Source organism: Cellulomonas sp. P1_C4 (genome assembly GCF_056406355.1).
Map to the genome: position 1 here is coordinate 67886 of NZ_JBFUAI010000010.1, position 19362 is coordinate 87247.

Annotated in this window: 17 protein-coding genes; 13 read left to right on the top strand and 4 right to left on the bottom strand. The window is 73.4% G+C overall.

Features of this window, described 5'->3' with window-relative positions; all coding sequences use genetic code 11:
- Nucleotides 1–19: 19 nt before the first annotated feature.
- The 10 genes from AC1DYZ_RS09595 to AC1DYZ_RS09640 all read left to right on the top strand — a co-directional run bounded on the left by AC1DYZ_RS09595 (nucleotide 20) and on the right by AC1DYZ_RS09640 (nucleotide 11748).
- Nucleotides 20–1015: a helix-turn-helix transcriptional regulator gene (locus tag AC1DYZ_RS09595; RefSeq protein ID WP_477064975.1), complete on the top strand. Its 996-nt coding sequence runs from the start codon at nucleotides 20–22 to the stop codon at nucleotides 1013–1015.
- On the top strand, nucleotides 1008–1970 hold the full coding sequence (locus tag AC1DYZ_RS09600; RefSeq protein ID WP_477064976.1) for a helix-turn-helix transcriptional regulator: 963 nt from the start codon (nucleotides 1008–1010) through the stop codon (nucleotides 1968–1970). The genes AC1DYZ_RS09595 and AC1DYZ_RS09600 overlap by 8 nt, the downstream gene beginning before the upstream one ends.
- 2 nt (nucleotides 1971–1972) lie before the next feature.
- Nucleotides 1973–2296 (top strand): hypothetical protein, encoded by a 324-nt coding sequence (locus AC1DYZ_RS09605; RefSeq protein WP_477064977.1) that lies wholly within the window; start codon nucleotides 1973–1975, stop codon nucleotides 2294–2296.
- 73 nt (nucleotides 2297–2369) lie between these two features.
- Nucleotides 2370–2678 (top strand): Sec-independent protein translocase subunit TatA, encoded by a 309-nt coding sequence (gene tatA, locus AC1DYZ_RS09610; protein WP_477064978.1) that lies wholly within the window; start codon nucleotides 2370–2372, stop codon nucleotides 2676–2678.
- 43 nt (nucleotides 2679–2721) lie between these two features.
- Nucleotides 2722–3516 carry a twin-arginine translocase subunit TatC gene (tatC, locus tag AC1DYZ_RS09615; protein ID WP_477064979.1) on the top strand — a complete coding sequence of 265 codons (795 nt, stop codon included), beginning with the start codon at nucleotides 2722–2724 and terminating at the stop codon, nucleotides 3514–3516.
- Nucleotides 3513–4427, top strand: a complete 915-nt coding sequence (locus AC1DYZ_RS09620; protein WP_477064980.1) for a diacylglycerol/lipid kinase family protein — start codon at nucleotides 3513–3515, stop codon at nucleotides 4425–4427. Before tatC ends, AC1DYZ_RS09620 begins: the two co-directional genes overlap by 4 nt.
- 47 nt (nucleotides 4428–4474) lie before the next feature.
- Nucleotides 4475–7333, top strand: a complete 2859-nt coding sequence (locus tag AC1DYZ_RS09625; RefSeq protein WP_477064981.1) for a DEAD/DEAH box helicase — start codon at nucleotides 4475–4477, stop codon at nucleotides 7331–7333.
- Between the two features lie 52 nt (nucleotides 7334–7385).
- Nucleotides 7386–9014 carry an amidohydrolase gene (locus AC1DYZ_RS09630; RefSeq protein ID WP_477064982.1) on the top strand — a complete coding sequence of 543 codons (1629 nt, stop codon included), beginning with the start codon at nucleotides 7386–7388 and terminating at the stop codon, nucleotides 9012–9014.
- Between the two features lie 395 nt (nucleotides 9015–9409).
- Nucleotides 9410–10975, top strand: coding sequence for an apolipoprotein N-acyltransferase (gene lnt, locus AC1DYZ_RS09635; RefSeq protein WP_477064983.1), 1566 nt, complete (start codon nucleotides 9410–9412; stop codon nucleotides 10973–10975).
- On the top strand, nucleotides 10972–11748 hold the full coding sequence (locus tag AC1DYZ_RS09640; RefSeq protein WP_477064984.1) for a polyprenol monophosphomannose synthase: 777 nt from the start codon (nucleotides 10972–10974) through the stop codon (nucleotides 11746–11748). Before lnt ends, AC1DYZ_RS09640 begins: the two co-directional genes overlap by 4 nt.
- A 6-nt stretch (nucleotides 11749–11754) precedes the next feature.
- Here the strand turns inward: AC1DYZ_RS09640 and AC1DYZ_RS09645 are convergent, their stop codons facing one another.
- Entirely contained in the window at nucleotides 11755–12099 is a 345-nt protein-coding gene (locus AC1DYZ_RS09645) for an RNA polymerase-binding protein RbpA (RefSeq protein WP_055914529.1), read from the bottom strand.
- Nucleotides 12100–12309: 210 nt separating this feature from the next.
- On the opposite strand from AC1DYZ_RS09645, the gene AC1DYZ_RS09650 reads away from it, so the two are divergent.
- The gene (locus AC1DYZ_RS09650; RefSeq protein ID WP_477065065.1) at nucleotides 12310–13260 is read left to right on the top strand and encodes an aldo/keto reductase; all 951 of its coding nucleotides are present in this window, start codon (nucleotides 12310–12312) and stop codon (nucleotides 13258–13260) included.
- Between the two features lie 4 nt (nucleotides 13261–13264).
- Here the strand turns inward: AC1DYZ_RS09650 and AC1DYZ_RS09655 are convergent, their stop codons facing one another.
- The 3 genes from AC1DYZ_RS09655 to AC1DYZ_RS09665 form a co-directional block, all read right to left on the bottom strand.
- On the bottom strand, nucleotides 13265–13768 hold the full coding sequence (locus tag AC1DYZ_RS09655; RefSeq protein WP_477064985.1) for a hypothetical protein: 504 nt from the start codon (nucleotides 13766–13768) through the stop codon (nucleotides 13265–13267).
- Between the two features lie 89 nt (nucleotides 13769–13857).
- Nucleotides 13858–14334, bottom strand: coding sequence for a heme-degrading domain-containing protein (locus AC1DYZ_RS09660; protein WP_477064986.1), 477 nt, complete (start codon nucleotides 14332–14334; stop codon nucleotides 13858–13860).
- A gap of 4 nt (nucleotides 14335–14338) precedes the next feature.
- The gene (locus AC1DYZ_RS09665; RefSeq protein ID WP_477064987.1) at nucleotides 14339–16621 is read right to left on the bottom strand and encodes an LLM class flavin-dependent oxidoreductase; all 2283 of its coding nucleotides are present in this window, start codon (nucleotides 16619–16621) and stop codon (nucleotides 14339–14341) included.
- An 86-nt stretch (nucleotides 16622–16707) separates the two neighbouring features.
- On the opposite strand from AC1DYZ_RS09665, the gene AC1DYZ_RS09670 reads away from it, so the two are divergent.
- Entirely contained in the window at nucleotides 16708–16851 is a 144-nt protein-coding gene (locus tag AC1DYZ_RS09670; protein ID WP_477064988.1) for a hypothetical protein, read from the top strand.
- A gap of 84 nt (nucleotides 16852–16935) precedes the next feature.
- Nucleotides 16936–19326 carry an ATP-binding cassette domain-containing protein gene (locus tag AC1DYZ_RS09675; RefSeq protein WP_477064989.1) on the top strand — a complete coding sequence of 797 codons (2391 nt, stop codon included), beginning with the start codon at nucleotides 16936–16938 and terminating at the stop codon, nucleotides 19324–19326.
- Nucleotides 19327–19362 lie beyond the last annotated feature (36 nt).

A 19362-nucleotide genomic window follows, 5' to 3' on the forward strand; every position in this document is an offset into this window, starting at 1 on the left:
GCCACTACGGTGGTCCCCGATGGCCGCCCAGATCGCCCCCGCCGAACGCCTGCTCAACCTCGTCATCGCCCTGGTCAACACCGCCGGGCGGATGACCAAGGAGCAGGTGCGCACCAGCGTCGCCGGGTACCAGGAGGCACCCTCGGACGACGCCTTCGAGCGGATGTTCGAGCGCGACAAGGACACGCTGCGCGACCTCGGCATCCCGATCCTCACCGTCACCGACGCGGGCCACGGCGACGACATCGGCTACCGGGTCGACCTGGACGCCTACGCCCTGCCGCCGCTGGACCTCACCGCGGCCGAGCTCGGGGTGCTCGCCATGGCGGCGCAGGTGTGGCAGGACCAGTCCGTCCGCGCGGACACCACGCGCGCCCTGACCAAGCTCCGCGCGGTCGGCGACGCCCCCGAGTCGACCGACCTGGTCGCCGGGCTCGCGCCGCGCGTCCGGGCGGGCGGCGGTGCGTTCGGGCCGCTGGTCGACGCCGTCCAGGCGCGGCAGGCCGTCCGGTTCACGTACCGCGCCGCGACCACGGGCGAGGTGCGGGAGCGCACCGTCGAGCCGTGGAAGCTGCTGGCGCGGCGCGGCGGCTGGGTGCTCGTGGGCCGCGACCGGGACCGGGGCGCCAGCCGATCCTTCCGGTTGAGCCGGTTGGAGGGCGTGGTGCGGACGGTCGGTGAGCCCGGCTCGTTCACGGCACCGACGGCCGAGGAGCTGGCGGAGGCGCTGCAGAGCTGGGGGAGCGGGCCGGAGCGCATCGCGACGCTGGCCATCCTCCCGGAGCGCGCGAGCGCGGCCCGGGCGCGCGCGGTGCCGGCGCCGGCCGACGTGCCGGAAGTCCCCGGCCGCGACGTCGTGCACGTGCTGTTCCGCKCCGAGTGGGAGCTCGCGGAGGAGCTGGTCGGCTACGGCGACGCCGTCGTCGTGCTTGCCCCGGCGGGGCTGCGCGACTCGGTGCTGCACCTGCTGCGCACGGCGGCGACGCTCGACCAGGAGGTGCCGACCGATGGCTGAGCGCGCGAGCGACAGGCTCCTGCGCCTGCTCGGCATGATCACGTACCTGGACCGCCACGACGAGGTCTCGGTGGAGGCGATCGGGTCGCAGTTCGACGTGAGCACCCGGCAGGTGATGGACGACATCGACACGCTCTGGGTCACCGGTACCCCCGGGTACTACCCGCACGACCTCATCGACTTCGACGCGGCCTCCTACGAGCAGGGTGTGGTCCGGCTGACGGAGTCGCGGGGGATGACGCGGCCGCTGCGGCTCGGTGCCCGCGAGGCCGTCGTGCTCGTCGCCGCCCTGCGCGCGATCGACTCCGCCCTCGGGGACGCGCTGGAGCCCGAGAACGCCGCCGTCCTGCGGTCGGCACTGGCCAAGCTCAGCGCGGCCACGGGCGACGCGGCCGCGGCCGTGGACGTCCAGCTCGCCGTCGACGCCGCACCCGAGGTCGCCGCGGCGGTGGCGACGGCGCTGCGCCACGGGCGCCGGCTCCACCTGCGGTACGTCAACGCGTCCGACGTCACCACCGAGCGCGACGTCGACCCGATCCGGCTGGTCACCGACGACGAGCGCTCCTACCTGCTCGCCTGGTGCCTGCTGGTCGACGGCGAGCGGCTGTTCCGGGTGGACCGCGTGCTCCACGCGGACGTGCTCGACACGCCGAGCGTGGACCACCAGGTGCGCGCCGGGGCCGACGTGTTCTCGCCCAGCGCCGAGGGTGAGCTGGTGACCCTCCACCTCACCAGCCGGGCGCGCTGGGTGGCCGAGACGACGCCGGTCGACGCCGTCCGCAACCTCGAGGACGGCTCGTTCGAGGTCGACGTCCGGGTGGTGCAGCACGCGTGGTTGCGGCACCTGGTGCTGCAGGTCGCGGACGACGTGATCGAGGTGCGCCCGGCTCGCGTGGCGCAGGAGGTCGCGGCGGCCGCTCGGGCGGCACTGCGGGCGTACGGGGAGGTGGGCTGACCGTGCTGTGGTTCTCGATCTGGACGGTTCTGGTGCTGGCGACGCTGGCCGGCGCGTTCTTCCTCGGGCGGCGCCTGTGGCGGTCGGGCGTCGCGCTGGGCCGCGAGCTGTCGCGGGCCGCGGACGTCGCCGCGCAGCTGGCCGACCGGGTCGACGAGCTGCAGGCGGCGCGGGGGGCCGTCGACACGGGACCGACGCTCTTCGCCGACCCCGAGCCGCTGCGCGACCGGCTGGCCGAGCTGCGGGCCGCGGCCGCGGGGCGGCGCGCCGAGCGTGAGGAGCGGCGGACCGCCACCCGCAAGCGCTGGGCCGCGTACTGGCGCTGACCGGCTCTCGCCCCATCCCCAGGTGGCGCGGGTAGTATCACTCGGTCATCGACATACCGACGGAGGATCCGACGTGTTCCGAAACCTGAGCGCATGGCACGTGATCATCGTGCTGCTCGTGGTCGTCCTGCTGTTCGGCGCGAAGCGGCTGCCCGACCTGGCCAAGAGCGTGGGCCAGTCGATGAAGATCTTCAAGAGCGAGGTCCAGGACCTGAAGTCCGACGACGCCCCGGCCACGACACCCGTCCCGCCCGCAGCGGCTGTGCCGCCGCCCGCAGGTGTGACACCGCCCGTCGTCCCGGCTCCCGTGGAGCCGCAGTACGTCACCCCCGTCCGGCCCGTCGAGGCGCCGTCCGAGGGCACCACCCCGCCGAAGGTCTGAACCGCACGTGAACGCCCGCCGCGGGGGTGAACCCGGCGGCCGGATGCCGCTGCGAGCACATCTGGTCGAGCTTCGCCGCCGTCTCTTCCTCGCCGCCATCGGCGTCGTCATCGGGGCCGTGATCGGCTGGTTCCTCTACGACCCCGTCTTCACCGCGCTGCAGCAGCCGCTCGTGCGGGTCGCGGAGGAGCGCGACAGCCTCATCGCGCTGAACTTCTCCGGCATCGCCACGTCGTTCGACATGCGCGTGAAGATCTCGTTCTTCCTCGGCGTGATCATCTCGAGTCCCTGGTGGCTCTACCAGTTCTGGGCGTTCGTCACGCCCGGTCTGAACCACAAGGAGCGCGTGTACGCGTTCGGCTTCCTCGGTGTGGCCGTGCCGCTGTTCCTGGCGGGTGCGTTCGTGGCGTGGTGGGCGCTGCCCAACGCGGTCAAGCTCCTCACCGAGTTCACGCCGACGGGGGCCACCAACCTCATCGACGCGCAGACCTACCTCGGCTTCGTCATGCGGCTCATGCTGGCGTTCGGCCTCGCCTTCCTGCTGCCCGTCGTCATGGTCGCCCTCAACTTCGCCGGCATCGGCACGGCCGCCACGTGGCGCAAGGGCTGGCGGTGGGCCGTCATGATCGCGTTCGTGTTCGCGGCCGTGATGACGCCGACGCCCGACGCGATGACGATGCTCGCGGTGGCCCTGCCCATCTGCGGCCTGTACTTCGTGGCGCTCGGCATCTGCGTGCTCCACGACCGCCGCGTGGACCGGCGCCGCGTCGCCGCGGGCCTCCCGCGCCTCGACGGGACGATGGACGACGAGCCCGGCGGCGCGGGAGCGGCCGCGTGATCCACCTCGGCGTGGTCGTCAACCCGACCGCCGGCAAGGGACGCGGCACGCAGGCGGGCCGGCGGGCGCACGAGCTCCTGCGGGCGCGCGGGCACAAGGTCGAGGACCTGTCGGCCGCGACGCTCGCGCAGGCCACCGACCGCGCGCGGGCGGCCGCGGTGCAGGGCCTCGACGCCCTCGTCGTCGTCGGCGGCGACGGCATGGTGCACCTCGGCGTCAACGTGGTGGCCGGCACCGGCCTGCCGCTGGGCATCGTCGCCGCGGGCACCGGCAACGACATCGCCCGCACGCTCGCGCTGCCGCGCGGGGACGTCGAGGCGTCGGTGGCCGCGATCGAGCACGGTCTCCTGGACGGGCCCCGCCGCATCGACGCCGTGCGCGTGGGGTCGCCGGAGCACGCGGCGCACGAGTGGTACCTCGGCGTGCTGTCCTGCGGGTTCGACGCCGCGATCAACGCGCGCGCCAACACGATGACCTGGCCCAAGGGGTCGGGCCGCTACGTCCGGGCGCTCGCCGCGGAGCTGGGCCGGTTCCGGCCGTACGGGTACCGGGTGACGCTGGACGACGCGGTGTGGGAGTCGGCCGGCACCCTCGTCGCCGTCGCCAACGTCCCCTGGATCGGTGGCGGGCTCAAGATCGCTCCCGACGCCGTGGTCGACGACGGGCTGCTCGACGTCGTCGTCGCCGGCCCGTTCAGCAAGCCGGGCGTCGTGAAGATCTTCCCCGGCATCTACCGGGGCCGGCACGTGGGCCACCCGGCGGTCGAGGTCATGCGCAGCCGGTCGGTGCTCATCGAGCCCCTCACCCACCTCGGCGCACTCCCGCCCGCTGCCTTCGCCGACGGCGAGCGCATCGGCCCGCTGCCGCTGCGCGTGACCGTCGACCCCGGGGCGCTGTCAGTCCTCTGCTGAGCGCGGCGCACGGGCCACTGCGCACGGCGTGTGCCTAGGGTGTGCCTGTGGTGTCCCGCTCCCGCAAGACAGGCCCGCCGTCCCCGTCGTCGTCGCAGGCGGAGCCCTCACCGGCCGAGCGGTTCGCCGCCGCCCGCCGCCGGGCCGAGGTCGACCGCAGCGAGCTCGGCCAGTTCCGGGAGCTGCTGGGCTTCCCGCTCGACGAGTTCCAGGTCGACGCGTGCCAGGCGCTCGAGCGCGGCAGCGGCGTCCTCGTCGCCGCCCCGACCGGCGCGGGCAAGACGGTCGTCGGGGAGTTCGCGGTCCACCTCGCGCTCACGTCGGGCCGCAAGGCGTTCTACACGACGCCCATCAAGGCGCTGTCCAACCAGAAGTACTCGGACCTCGTCCGCCGCTACGGTCCCGAGCGAGTCGGCCTGCTCACCGGCGACACGACGATCAACGGCGAGGCACCCGTCGTCGTCATGACCACCGAGGTGCTCCGCAACATGCTCTACGCGGGCTCGCCGACCCTCCAGGGGCTCGGGTTCGTCGTCATGGACGAGGTGCACTACCTCGCGGACCGGTTCCGCGGGCCCGTCTGGGAAGAGGTGATCATCCACCTCACCGACGACGTCCAGCTGGTCTCCCTGTCCGCCACCGTGTCCAACGCGGAGGAGTTCGGCGACTGGCTGGCGACCGTGCGCGGCGACACGACGGTGGTCGTGAGCGAGCACCGGCCGGTCCCGCTGGGCCAGCACGTCCTGGTACGCGGGGACCTCCTCGACCTGTACGCCGGTCACGTGGACCCCACCGACCCCGGCGTCGACCCGCCCATCAAYCCGGACCTCACGCACTTGCTGCGCCGGAGCAACCGCGAGGAGGTCGGACAGCCGCGCCGCGGTCCGCGCGACCGGGGCGGGCGCCCACGACCGGGTGGTGGAGGTCGCCCCGGCGGCGGCCGGCCGACGCCGCGGTTCGCCGTCGTCGACGCCCTCGACCGGGACGGTCTGCTGCCGGCGATCGTGTTCATCTTCTCCCGCGCGGGCTGCCAGGGTGCCGTCCAGCAGTGCCTCGCGGCCGGCGTCCGGCTGACGACGCCGGCGGAGCAGAGCGAGATCCGCCGCATCGTCGAGGAGCGCTGCGCCGCGGTGCCGCCCGAGGACCTCGACGTGCTCGGCTACTGGGAGTTCGCCGACGCGCTGTCCCGCGGGGTGGCCGCGCACCACGCGGGGATGCTGCCGCTGTTCAAGGAGACCGTCGAGGACCTGTTCTCCCGAGGACTGGTCAAGGTCGTGTTCGCCACGGAGACGCTCGCGCTCGGCATCAACATGCCGGCGCGGTCCGTCGTCATGGAGAAGCTGGTCAAGTGGGACGGCTCCAACCACGTCGACGTCACGCCGGGGGAGTACACCCAGCTGACCGGCCGAGCGGGGCGCCGCGGCATCGACACGGAGGGGCACGCCGTCGTCGTCGCCCACCCCGGCCTCGATCCGGTGCAGCTGGCCGGCCTGGCGTCCAAGCGCCTCTACCCGCTGCGCTCGAGCTTCCGACCCACCTACAACATGGCGGTCAACCTCGTGGCGCAGGTGGGCCGCGACCGGGCGCGTGAGGTCCTCGAGACGTCCTTCGCGCAGTTCCAGGCCGACCGGGGCGTGGTCGGCCTCGCGCGGCAGGCACAGGGGCACGCAGAGGCCCTGGAGGGGTATGCGCGCGCGATGGTCTGCCACCAGGGGGACTTCGCGGAGTACGCGGCGCTGCGGCGCGAGATCACCGCGCGCGAGAAGGACCTGACCCGGGCCGAGGCGCAGGCGCGCCGGGCCGAGGTGGCGCGCACGCTGGAGGGCCTGCGCGTCGGCGACATCCTCGAGATCCCGGTGGGCCGCCGGTCGGGTCATGCTGTCGTGATCGACCCCGGCGGCGACGGAGGCTTCGACGGTCCGCGCCCCACCGTGCTCACCGTCGACCGTCAGGTGCGCAAGCTCACGGTCGCCGACGTCGGCACCGGCGTGCGCACGGTCGGGTTCCTCCGCGTGCCCAAGGGCTTCACCGCGCGGGTTCCGGCGGCGCGCCGGGATCTCGCCGCCTCCCTGCGGTCCTCCGTCGGCGCCGACAAGGGACCCACCCGCAAGGACCGGCCCAAGGGCGGGCAGCGCGCGGCGGCCGACGACGCCGAGATCGCCGCGCTGCGCCGCCGCCTGCGCGCCCACCCCTGTCACAGCTGCCCGGACCGCGAGGAGCACGCCCGCTGGGCGGAGCGCTGGGCGCGGCTGGCGGCGGAGCACGACGCCCTCGTCGCCCGGATCGCTGGTCGGACGGGGTCGATCGCGGCGGTGTTCGACCGCATCTGCGACGTGCTGCAACGCCTGGGCTACCTCGCGCAGACCTCCGACGACGCCGGCCGCGGCACGCTCCAGGTGACCGACGACGGGCGCTGGCTGCGCCGGATCTACGCCGAGAACGACCTGCTCCTCGCCGAGTGCCTGCGGCGCGGCGTGTTCGACGAGCTCGACGCGCCCGGCCTGGCCGCGGCGGTCTCCACGCTCGTGTACCGCTCGCGTCGCGACGACCAGGGCGAGCCGCGCATCCCCGGCGGCCCGAACAGCCGGCTCGGCGTCGCCCTCGACGCCACGGTGCGGGCGTGGTCGGAGCTCGACGACCTCGAGACAGCGCACAAGGTCGAGACCATCCAGCCGCTCGACGCCGGGCTGGTCGAGGCGGTGCACCGGTGGGCCGCGGGCCGGAGCCTCGACGCCGTGCTCAAGGGCAGCGAGCTGTCCGCCGGCGACTTCGTGCGCTGGTGCAAGCAGGTCATCGACGTGCTCGACCAGGTGTCCCAGGCGGCGCCGCACCAGCGCGTCCGGGACACCGCGCGGCAGGCCGTCGAGGCGCTCCGGCACGGCGTCGTGGCGTACTCGTCGGTGTAGCCGGGTCGCGCGCTCGGGTGGAGCGGTCTGACCTGCCCTATCGTGTGCCGATGTGAGCTCGACCCTCTATCGCCACGGCGCTGTCCACACGTCCGCCGACCCGTTCGCCGAAGCCCTGCTCGTCGAGGACGGCACGGTCGTCTGGCTCGGCGCCGACGACACGGCGGACGGCATGGTGTCCCGCGCGGACGAGGTCATCGACCTCGACGGCGCGCTGGTCGCCCCGGGTTTCGTCGACGCCCACGTCCACGTGCTCGAGACGGGCCTCGCGCTAGAGAGCGTCGACCTGTCGCCCGAGGGCGGCGTGCACTCGCTCGCGGATGCGCTGGACGCCGTGCACCGGGCCGCTGCGACGACCCCCGCGGGCTCGCCGGTGCTCGGCTTCGGCTGGGACGAGCTGCGCTGGCCGGAGGGCCGCCCGCCCACCCGCGAGGAGCTCGACGCCGCCGCGGGCGGCGCACCCGTCTACCTCGCCCGGGTGGACGTGCACTCGGCCGTCGTCTCCAGCGCCTTGTCCCGCGATGCCGGCCTGGACCTGCTCCCGGGCTGGAGCTTCGACGGGCGCGTCGAGCGGGACGCGCACCACGCCGCACGCGACGCCGCCCGTGCCGTCTCCCCGGAACGGCGGACCGCGTTGTACCGCCGGGCGCTCGARCATGCCGCGGCGCGCGGGGTCGTCTCCGTGCACGAGCACAGCGCCCCCTCGATCGACACCCGCGCCGGCCTGGTCGAGCTGCTCGAGCTGACGGCAGACCCGCGCGACGGGCTGCCGCACCTCGTCGCCTACCGCGGGGAGGTGTGCGTCACGGTCGACGACGCCCGCGAGATCCTCGCGGCCCTCCCGGGCCTCACCGGGATCGGCGGCGACCTCAACATCGACGGCTCGCTGGGATCGCACACGGCCGCCGTGCGGGCGCCGTACACCGACGCCCCCGGCGACCAGGGCGTGCTCTACCTGACCGCCGAGCAGATCTGCAACCACCTCACGGCCGTGACGCGTGCGGGCGTCCAGGCGGGCTTCCACGTCATCGGCGACCGCGCGATGGACGAGCTGCTGCTCGGCCTGCGCGCCGCCGTGGACGTGGAGGGGCCCGACGCCATCGCGCGCATGGGCCACCGCCTCGAGCACGCCGAGATGGTCGACGCCCCGACGCTCGCCGCCCTGGTGCTCCTGGGTGTGCGGCTCAGCATGCAGCCGGCCTTCGACGCGGCGTGGGGCGGTCCCGACGGCATGTACGCCACCCGCCTCGGCGCCGGTCGGGCGGCGGCGCTGAACCCGTTCGCGGACCTGGCGGCCGCCGGCGTCCCGCTCGCGTTCGGCTCCGACTCACCCGTCACCGCCGTCGACCCCTGGGCCGGCGTGCGCGCCGCGGTGCAGCACCACGCCGCGGACCAGCGGATCTCGGCCCGGGCGGCCTTCCGCGCGTCCACCMGCGGCGGCTGGCGGGTCGCCGGGCTCGACCACACGGGCGCCGGCGAGCTGCGCGTGGGATCCCCGGCCCACCTCGCCGTGTGGCGCGCCGAGCACCTGACCGTCCAGGCGGCCGAGGGACGGTTCTCCTCGTGGAGCACCGACGCGCGCGCCGGGATCCCGCTCCTGCCCGACATGTCGCCGGACGCGACCCCGCCGACGTGCCTGCGCACGGTCCGCGGCGGGGTCGTCTTGCACGACACGTTCTGAGCCGCCACCCCAGCCGATCAGCCGAGCGGGTGAATCCTGCGGCGCGCGGCGTCGACCGGAACCGTCCCCTTCGAGCGGATCTGACGACACGCGCGACGACACGCCGAGCCGAACGGTACAGACAGGACCGATGGTGCGCGGGTGACCTGCGGGTACGGCTCTCACCTGCGCCGACGCCGCCTTGACACCTCTCTGGATCTCGGTAGGTTCCTCAGGAGATCCACCGCGGCGACATGCCCACGACGACGTCGGGCCTGGGGAACGCGGTAGGGGGTAGGGCTCCGACCGGGCCCGCGTGTTCAGTAGACAACGGTCCGTGCGCCTGCACGCCGACCGGTACGAAGGACACGCGGGCCGGTCGGTCGGAGCACAGCCGGCTGTCGTACCCTCCTGGGGTGCCCGCCCGTGAACCCGCCCGCTGGTGGACTCTCGTCCTCGCCGTCGCGGGTGGCGTGCTCACCCGTCTCGCGTTCCCCGCACCGGGATGGTGGGGCGCGGCCTTCGTCGGCGTGGCCCTCCTCTTCCTGGCACTGCGACGCGACAGCGCGCGCTGGAACGCCCTCGTCGGCCTGCTTTGGGGACTGTCGTTCGTCGGCCCCCTGATCACCTGGGCCAACGACGCCGTCGGCCAGGTGCCCTGGATCGCGCTCAGCACCCTCGAGGCTCTCTACTTCGCCCTGCTCGGCGCCGCGTGGGCCTGGGCGCGGCGCGGCAACGCCGTGTGGCGCAGCGCCGGCCTGCAGGTCGTCGTCTTCACGATCCTCTTCGTCGCGACCGAGGAGCTGGCCGCGGCGTGGCCGTTCGGCGGGTTCCCGTGGGGGCGCCTGGCGTTCTCGCAGGCGGACTCGCCGCTCGCGGCGCTGGCCTCGCTCGGCGGCGCGCCCCTCCTGACCGCTGCCGTCGTCGTCATCGGCGTGCTGCTCGCCCAGGTCCTGCTGGCCGCCCGCCGCCTGCGCGTCGGTCGTGTGGTGGCGTCCCTGGCCGTCGTGGCGGCCGTCCTGCTCGTGGGGCTCCTCGTCCCGCTCGACACGCAGGCGGAGAACGGCTCGCTCGAGGTGGGCGCCGTGCAGGGCAACGTCCCCGGCACCGGCCTCGACGCGTTCGGGCAGCGCGAGGCCGTGCTGGACAACCACGTGGAGGGCACGCTGGCGCTGCTCGACCAGGTGGAGCCCGGCGACCTCGACGTGGTCCTGTGGCCGGAGAACGGCACGGACATCGACCCGCAGGTGGACCAGAAGGCCGCCGGCCTCATCGACGGCGCCGCCCAGGCCGTCGACGCGCCCATGCTGGTCGGGACGGTCCAGTACCCGCCGAGCGGCGGCCGGTACAACACCGCGGTGCTCTGGGAGCCGGGCGTCGGCATCACCGCCACGTACACCAAGCAGCACCCGGCGCCGTTTGCGGAGTACATCCCCATCCGCTCGTTCGTCCGGCACTTCTCGTCCGCCGTGGACCTGGTGACGCGCGACATGATCCCCGGCGACAAGCCCGGGTACATCCCGCTCGACTCGGAGCGGCTCGGGCGGACCGTGGGCATCGGCGACGTCATCTGCTTCGAGGTCGCCTACGACGACATCGTGCGCGAGACAGTGCGCGCCGGTGGAGAGGTGCTCGTCGTGCAGACCAACAACGCCTCGTTCGGCGTGTCCGACGAGTCCACCCAGCAGCTCGCGATGTCCCGCATCCGCGCGATCGAGCACGGCCGCGCGACGGTGCAGATCTCCACGGTCGGGGTCAGCGCGGTCATCGAGCCCAACGGCGTGGTCAGCCAGCAGTCGGGTCTCTTCACCGCCGAACAGATGGTGGCTACCCTTCCTCTGCGCGACTCGCTGACGCCCGCGACGAGGCTGGGCGCGTGGCCCGCATGGATCATCGACGCCCTCGCGGTGTGCGTGGTGCTCGCCGGTGTGGCCGGCGCACGCCGCATACGTCGCGCCGACCGGAACGAGACAGCCGCATGACCGAGGCCCCGCAGCGCGTGCTGGTGGTCGTCCCCACGTACGACGAGCGCGAGAACCTGCCCGGTGCGCTCGCGCGCCTGCGCACGCACGTGCCGGAGGCCGACGTCCTCGTGGTCGACGACGGCTCGCCCGACGGCACCGGGGAGCTCGCGGAGAAGATCGCCGAGCGCGAGGCCGACGACGACGGCAGCCGCCGCATCCACGTCCTGCACCGGGCGGGCAAGCTGGGCCTCGGGACGGCCTACGTCGCGGGCTTCGGCTGGGCGCTGCAGCGCGGCTACGACGTCGTCGTCGAGATGGATGCGGACGGCTCGCACCGGGCGCAGGACCTTCCGCTGCTGCTGGACCGGATCGCCGACGCCGACCTCGTGCTGGGTTCGCGCTGGGTCCCGGGCGGCAGCGTCGTGAACTGGCCGTTCAGCCGCCACGTCCTGTCCCGCGGGGCGAACACGTACACCCGGCTGGTCCTCGGCATCCCGCTCAAGGACGCGACCGGCGGCTTCCGCGCGTACCGCGCGGAGCTGCTGGAGAAGCTGACGCGCGGCGACATCGCCTCGCAGGGCTACTGCTTCCAGGTCGACATGGCCTGGCGCGCCGTGAAGTCGGGCGCCCGCGTGGTCGAGGTGCCCATCACCTTCGTCGAGCGCGAGCTGGGCCACTCGAAGATGAGCCGCGCCATCGTCGTCGAGGCCCTGATCAGCGTGACCCGGTGGGGGATAGCAGAACGCTCCCGCCGTGTGGCGGGAGCGTTCCGTCGTCGTACTAGGGGCTGAGAGCCCTTACGCGCTGCGGCGCAGCTTGCCCGAGCGGAGCAGGTCCAGGCGCTCGTCGAGCAGCTCCTGGAGCTCGCCGACCGTGCGGCGCTCGAGCAGCATGTCCCAGTGGGTGCGCGGCGGCTTGCCGGCCTTCACCTCGGGCTTGGACGCGTCACGCAGGAGCGCCTCCTCGCCGCACCGGCACTCCCACACCACCGGAACGTCGGCCTCGACCGAGAACGGCAGGATGATGGTGTGCCCGTTGGGGCAGTCGTAGTGAGCCTGGAGCCGGGGGGCGAACTCAACGCCGTCCTCGGTCTCCATGCTGTGGGACCCGATGCGCATGCCGCGCAGGGACCGGTTTGCCATCTTGGGGAACCTCCGTGCCGTTGTACGGCCGTCGAGAGTGAGAACTTCCACCGATGTCAACGGTGGTCGCCCCTCCAGTGTTCCAGGTCCACGTGAAGGTCTGGTGAACGCCGGTGGTGTGCGGGGGAGAGGCTTAGGGTTGCCCGGGTGAGCAATCCTTCCGCGTCGGTCCCCACGTCCACCACTCCAGCCTCCCGCACCGGCGGCGAGATGTCCTTCCGACAGCTCGGTGACAGCGGCCTCGTCGTCTCGGTGGCGGGTCTCGGGTGCAACACCTTCGGCGCCACGCTGCCGCCCGACGGCGTCCCGGCCCTGGTCGCGGCCGCACTCGACGCCGGCATCACGTTCTTCGACACGGCGGACGTCTACGGCGGGACCGCGGGCCAGAGCGAGGAGCTCCTGGGCGCCGCGCTCGGCAGGCATCGCCAGGACGTGGTGGTCGCCACCAAGTTCGGCATGGACACGGGCGGGCTCAACGGCCCCGACTGGGGCGTCCGCGGTTCGCGCCGGTACGTGCGCCGCGCCGTCGAGAGCTCCTTGGGGCGGCTGGGCACCGACCACATCGACCTGCTGCAGATGCACGCCCCGGACCCGGTGACGCCGATCGAGGAGACCCTCGCCGCGCTGCACGAGCTGGTGACGGAGGGCAAGGTCCGGTACCTGGGCTCGTCGAACTTCGCGGCGTGGCAGGTGGTGGACGCGGACTGGAGCGCTCGAACGGCCGGCACGTCGCCGTTCGTCTCGGCGCAGAACCGGTACAACCTGCTCGACCGTGGCGCGGAGGCGGAGCTGGTGCCCGCACTGGAGCAGGTCGGCGTCGGGCTGATCCCGTACGTCCCCCTGGCGTCCGGCCTGCTGACCGGCAAGTACCGGCGCGACCAGGCGGCGCCCGAGGGCACCCGGCTCACGCGCATGCCCGACCGGCTGGCGCGGGCGGACTTCGACCGCATCGACGCCCTGTCGGCTCTGGCGAGCGAGTGGGGCGTCGACCTGCCGACGGTGGCGCTCGGCGGCCTCGCCGCGCAGCCGGCCGTCTCCACGGTCATCGCCGGTGCACGCACCCCCGAGCAGCTGCGTGCCAACGTCGCGGCGATCGCCTGGGAGCCGGACCTCGAGCAGCTCGCGGCGATCGACGAGGCGGCGCCCGGCCCCACGCCCTGAGCACTCACCACTCCAGGACCCGGGCGCGGCTCTCGCCGAGCGCGACGGCGGCCCACACGCGGACACCGGCGTCGTCGGCGGCCTCGCGCAGTGCCGGCAGCCAGGAGGTCTCGAACGCCCCGCGGTCGCCACCGGCCGCGCGGACGAGCCCGACGACCACCGACCCACCCTCACCCGCGGACCGCAGCACCGAGGCGAGCACCCGCATGAGCTGACGGGCCACGACCCGGTCGGCGCGCAGCGGGACATCGGTGATCGGCAGGACGACCGGGAGCGTGCGGTCGTCGCCGTCGAGCAGGACGAACCACAGCGCGGGCGGACCGGCGCGCTCGGGGCCGACCAGGTCGAGCACGACGGCCAGCGCGTCGGCCGCCGAGCCCAGCCGCGCGCCCGGTGGGTCCGGCAGGTCGTGGTCCGGCCCGCCGTCGTCGACGCCCCAGGGCTCGTCTGCCCAGGCGTCGTCCTCATCGTCGTCGTCGAACCAGCTGTCGTTCCCGAGCTCCGTCATGGGGGAACGCTGCCTCGGGATCCGCCTCGGGAACGGTCCGGCGCCGCGATCTGAGGACACGGCGGCGGGCGGCAGGGGCTGGGGGCGGCTCAGGCCAGGTGCGCGCCCACGGCCTCGACCACCAGCGCGTGGTCGTCGGCCTGGGGGAGGCCGGAGACGGTCACCACGCCGACGATGCCGACGTCGCGCACCCGGACGGGGAACGCCCCGCCGTGAGCGGCGAACTGCTGGAGCGGCAGGTCGTGCTGCGCCGCGAACGTGGTGCCCTTGGCCTTGGCGCGCAGCCCGACGAGGAACGACGACGCGCCGAAGCGCTCGACCACGCGCACCTTGCGCTCGACCCAGCTGTCGTTGTCCGGCGTGGTGCCCGGGCGCGCGGCGTGGAACAGCTGCTGCGTCCCGCGCCGGATGTCGACGGTCACCGGCAGGTCGCGCTCCTGGGCGAGCTCGACGAGCAGGCAGCCGAGGCGCCACGCGTCGTCGTTGGTGAAGGTGGTGAAGACCAGGTCGTGCTCCTGCTGCTCGACCTGGGCGATCGTGCTGGCCACGTCGTCCTGGGTGCTCATCCGGTCATCGTGGCACGGGATCGGCGACCACGGGAGCGACGCCGAAGTTGCCGTCGAACACGTGCTCAGGGTCGTAGATCGCCTTGAGGCGGCCGATCCGGGCCAACGTCCGCGGCGGGAACGCCTCGGCGATCCGCTCGGGGGACTGGTTCGTCTCGAAGCTGAGGTAGACGCCGTCGAGGTGCGGCCCGAGGCGCTCCCACCACGCGTCGATCTGGGCTCGCCGACGCCCACCGACCGACGCGAGCAGCGAGAAGTTCTGGGTCCGGTGCGCGTACGCCGTGGCATCCGGAGCCACGTCGTTCACGGCGCCGCCCACCGCCCGGAGCTGGACCATGTCGGCGTCACCCGCCGCGACGAGGTCCCCGAGCAGCGCGGCGAGCTCGGGCGTCACGTGCTCGACCAGCCCGCCCCGGGCGGCCGAGTCCGCGCCGCCCGTGTGCTCGCCGTGCTGGGCGGCGACGGTGGCCGCGTACGGGACCAGCTGGGCCTGCTGCTGCAGCACGGGGGCGAGGTCGAGGAACCGCTCCAGCGCGACGATCGCCGCGTCGGTGTCGTCGTCGGCCCAGACGATGATCGCGTAGCCGACCGCGGGGTTCTGCCCGCGCGCCGACGCCAGCGTGAGGAAGCTGGTGAGCCGACGCGGCGACGCCTCGACCAGCGCCGCCCAAGCCTCGATTAACGGTGCGGCGTCCGTCGCGTCGTAGACGATCGTCGCGTAGACGACGTTGCCGACCTCGGCGGCCTCGATCTCGACCGCCGTGAGGATGCCGAAGTTGGCGCCCGCGCCGCGCACGGCCCAGAGCAGGTCGGGCTCGTGATCGGCGTCCGTGCGAACGATCCGACCGTCGGCCAGCACGAGCTCGGCGGCGACCACGTGGTCGAGCGTCAGGCCGTACGAGCGGCCCAGGAAGCCCTGACCGCCGGCGGTGACGAGGCCGCCCACGCCGACGTCGCCGTAGTCGCCGGAGCTGATGGCCAGGCCGTGCGGCGAGAGGGTGGCCGCGACGTCCCCCCAGCGCCCCCCGGCGCCGAGGCGCACGATCCGCCGTTCGCGGTCGAGCACCTCGACCGTGTCCAGGGCGCCGAGGTCGATGACGATCCCGCCGTCGTTGGTCGACCTGCCGCTGATCCCGTGACCGCCGCTGCGCACCGCGAACGGCACGTCCTGGGCGCGCGCGAACACCAGTGCGTCACTGACGCCCTGCGCGTCCCGCGGGCGCAGCACGAGGCCGGGGGAGCCGGCATAGACGTACGACGAGCGGACGCGCCMGTACTCGCGGTCGCCGGGCTCCACGGCGGTCGCGACGAGGGACGCGGGCACGGCGTCGTAGTCGATGCCCGGACGTCGCTTTGCCAGGGAGATCGCCGGGCGGACCGATCCCGTCAGAGTGCCGGTCGTCGCACGCTCGGCGGCGACCGCGTCCCGCAGCGCCGGCGCGACCTCCTCGCCGAACACCGCGATCACGGCGGGATCGTCACTGCCCAGGATGAACGTGCCGATGCCGTCCTCGAGGACGAGGGGGAGCAGGTCGTCGACCCACCGCTCCGGCGGCCCCTGCAGGAAGCCGGAGCCGGAGAACGAGCCGCCGCCGAGGTTGAGCAGCCGACGGATCTCGCGCGGGTCGCGCCCGGCGGCCTGCGCGGCGTCGTCGATGCGCGCATTCCCGGCCGCGAGGTCGCCGGGCTGGAGGTAGCCGAGGCTCGGCAGCCACCCGTCCGCCTTGCGCCCCACGAGGCCGAGCATGCGCGGCTTGTACGCGCCGAGCCAGATGGGCACGTCGTGGGCGGGCGCCGGTCCGCGCTTCGCGCCGTGCACCTGGTGGTGCGTCCCGTCCACCCGCAGCGGGCGCCGCTCGTCGGCGTCCCAGATGCCGCGGATGATGTCGATCGCCTCGTCCAGGGCGTCGACGCCCTGCCCGGGCGTGAGCCGCGGCGAGCCCATCGCGACGATCGCGTCCCAGAACGCGCCAGCGCCCAGGCCGAGCGCGAACCGGCCGCCGGACAGGAGGTCGAGGCTCGCCGCCGCACGGGCCAGGACCGCGGGCGGCCGCAGCGGCAGGTTGAGGACGTTCCCCGCGACGTGCACGCGCTGAGTGGAGGCGGCGACCCACGACAGGAGCGTCCACGTGTCGAGGAACGCCGGCTGGTACGGGTGGTCCTGGAACGTCACCAGGTCCAGCCCGGCCCGCTCGCTCGCCTGGGCGAGGGCGACCACCTGCTGCGGGTCCTTCGCGGACGGCGTCAGGAACGTACCGAGGACGAGCTCGTGGCCGTAGTCGGGCATGCGTCGTTCCCTCCGGACATCTGATTGATGCTTCAACTATAACGCCGCCCGGCCGTGTGTCAGTCGGGCGTGGCACGATCGTGGCGATGACCCACGATCCCGCCTTCGAGCAGCACCTGCGCGATCTCGCGCGGCTGCGTCTGGTCCGCGACCGGATCGACCGGGGGTGCGCGCAGCCGCTGAACGTCGACGCGCTCGCGCGCCGCGCGCACATGTCACGCTGTGGCTGAGAGCGCCGCCGGCTCGAGACTTGGTGAGATCGAGCCAGACGACGCCGACGACGCCCGCGGCCGCGCCCGACAGACGGAGACACGATGAGCACGGACACCCGGACGGACACGACGGCGCCGGCGCGGCATCCCGCCGACAGCCACGACCTGATCCGCGTCCAGGGCGCGCGGGTCAACAACCTCAAGGACGTGAGCGTCGAGCTGCCGAAGCGTCGGCTCACGGTGTTCACCGGTGTCTCCGGGTCCGGCAAGAGCTCGCTGGTGTTCGGCACGATCGCCGCGGACTCGCAGCGGATGATCAACGAGACGTACAGCGCCTTCGTGCAGGGCTTCATGCCGACGTTGGCGCGGCCGGACGTGGACGTCCTCGACGGGCTGACCACCGCGATCATCGTCGACCAGGAGCGGATGGGCGCCAACATCCGCTCGACGGTCGGCACGGCCACCGACGCCAACGCGATGCTGCGCATCCTGTTCAGCCGGCTCGGGCAGCCGCACATCGGCTCGCCCCAGGCGTTCTCCTTCAACGTCGCGTCGATCTCGGGCGCCGGCGCGGTGACCCTCGAGCGCGGGGGCACCACCACCAAGGAGCGGCGGAGCTTCACGATCACCGGCGGAATGTGCGCGCGGTGCGAGGGCACGGGCAAGGTCAGCGACATCGACCTGAGCCAGCTCTACGACGACTCCAAGTCGCTCAACGAGGGCGCGCTGACGATCCCCGGCTACAGCATGGACGGCTGGTATGGCCGGATCTTCGCCGGCAGCGGCTTCTTCGACCCGGACAAGCCGATCCGCGACTTCACCAAGCGTGAGCTGCACGACCTCGTCTACAAGGAGCCGACCAAGATCAAGGTCGAGGGCATCAACCTCACCTACGAGGGCCTGGTCCCGAAGATCCAGAAGTCGTTCCTGTCCAAGGACGTCGAGGCGATGCAGCCGCACATCCGGGCATTCGTCGAACGGACCGTCGTGTTCGGGACCTGCCCGGACTGCGGTGGCACGCGCCTCAACGAGGGTGCCCGGTCGTCGCGCATCGGCGACGTCAACATCGCGGACGCGTGCGCCATGCAGATCAGCGACCTGGCCGAGTGGGTGCGCGGGCTCGACGAGCCGTCCGTGGCGCCCCTGCTCGTCTCGCTGCAGGAGACGCTCGACTCGTTCGTGAGCATCGGCCTCGGCTACCTCTCGCTGGAACGGCCGTCCGGCACGCTGTCCGGCGGCGAGGCGCAGCGCATCAAGATGATCCGCCACCTCGGCTCCTCGCTGACCGACGTCACCTACGTCTTCGACGAGCCCACCGTGGGGCTGCACCCGCACGACATCCAGCGCATGAACGACCTGCTGCTGCGGCTGCGCGACAAGGGCAACACCGTGCTGGTGGTCGAGCACAAGCCCGAGACCATCGTGATCGCCGACCACGTGGTCGACCTGGGTCCCGGTGCGGGCACCGCGGGCGGCACCATCTGCTTCGAGGGCAGCGTGGAGGAGCTGAGGACCAGCGGGACGCTCACCGGCCGGCACTTCGACGACCGTGCCCGGCTCAAGGACACGGTGCGGACGCCCACCGGCGCGCTCGAGATCCGGGGCGCCACGGCCAATAACCTGCAGGACGTCGACGTCGACATCCCGCTCGGCGTGCTGGTCGTCGTCACCGGCGTCGCCGGCTCGGGCAAGAGCTCGCTCGTGCACGGGTCGATCCCGGGCGGTGCGGGCGTCGTGTCGATCGACCAGGGCGCCATCAAGGGGTCGCGCCGGAGCAACCCGGCGACGTACACGGGCCTGCTCGACCCGATCCGCAAGGCGTTCGCCAAGGCCAACGGCGTGAAGCCGGCCCTGTTCAGCGCCAACTCCGCGGGCGCCTGCCCCACCTGCAACGGCGCGGGCGTCATCTACACGGACCTCGCGATGATGGCTGGCGTCGCCACCACCTGCGAGGAGTGCGAGGGAAAGCGTTTCCAGGCGTCGGTGCTGGAGTACAAGCTGGGCGGCCGCGACATCAGCGAGGTCCTGGCGATGTCCGTGGTCGAGGCCGAGGAGTTCTTCGGCGCGGGGGAGGCACGCACGCCGGCCGCGCACGCCATCCTCGACCGGCTCGCCGATGTCGGGCTGGGCTACGTGAGCCTCGGGCAGCCGCTGCCGACGCTGTCCGGAGGCGAGCGCCAGCGGCTCAAGCTCGCCACGCACATGGGGGAGAAGGGCGGCGTCTACGTCCTCGACGAGCCGACGAGCGGCCTGCACCTCGCCGACGTCGAGCGCCTGCTCGGCCTGCTCGACCGGCTGGTCGACTCCGGCAAGTCCGTGATCGTCGTGGAGCACCACCAGGCGGTCATGGCGCACGCCGACTGGATCGTCGACCTCGGCCCGGGCGCCGGCCACGACGGCGGCTCGATCGTCTTCGAGGGAACCCCCGCGGACCTCGTCGCCAGGCGCGCCACGCTCACGGGCGAGCACCTCGCGACGTACGTCGGCGCCTGACGCGGGGGAGTGGCACCCACTCCTGACCATTCATTC

Coding starts and splice junctions, on each gene's coding strand:
- AC1DYZ_RS09675 (WP_477064989.1), top strand. CDS start 16,936: ATGAGCACGGACACCCGGACGGACACGACGGCGCCGGCGCGGCATCCC.
- AC1DYZ_RS09655 (WP_477064985.1), bottom strand. CDS start 13,768: ATGACGGAGCTCGGGAACGACAGCTGGTTCGACGACGACGATGAGGAC.
- AC1DYZ_RS09650 (WP_477065065.1), top strand. CDS start 12,310: ATGTCCTTCCGACAGCTCGGTGACAGCGGCCTCGTCGTCTCGGTGGCG.
- AC1DYZ_RS09670 (WP_477064988.1), top strand. CDS start 16,708: ATGACCCACGATCCCGCCTTCGAGCAGCACCTGCGCGATCTCGCGCGG.
- AC1DYZ_RS09645 (WP_055914529.1), bottom strand. CDS start 12,099: ATGGCAAACCGGTCCCTGCGCGGCATGCGCATCGGGTCCCACAGCATG.
- tatC (WP_477064979.1), top strand. CDS start 2,722: ATGCCGCTGCGAGCACATCTGGTCGAGCTTCGCCGCCGTCTCTTCCTC.
- AC1DYZ_RS09660 (WP_477064986.1), bottom strand. CDS start 14,334: ATGAGCACCCAGGACGACGTGGCCAGCACGATCGCCCAGGTCGAGCAG.
- AC1DYZ_RS09640 (WP_477064984.1), top strand. CDS start 10,972: ATGACCGAGGCCCCGCAGCGCGTGCTGGTGGTCGTCCCCACGTACGAC.
- AC1DYZ_RS09600 (WP_477064976.1), top strand. CDS start 1,008: ATGGCTGAGCGCGCGAGCGACAGGCTCCTGCGCCTGCTCGGCATGATC.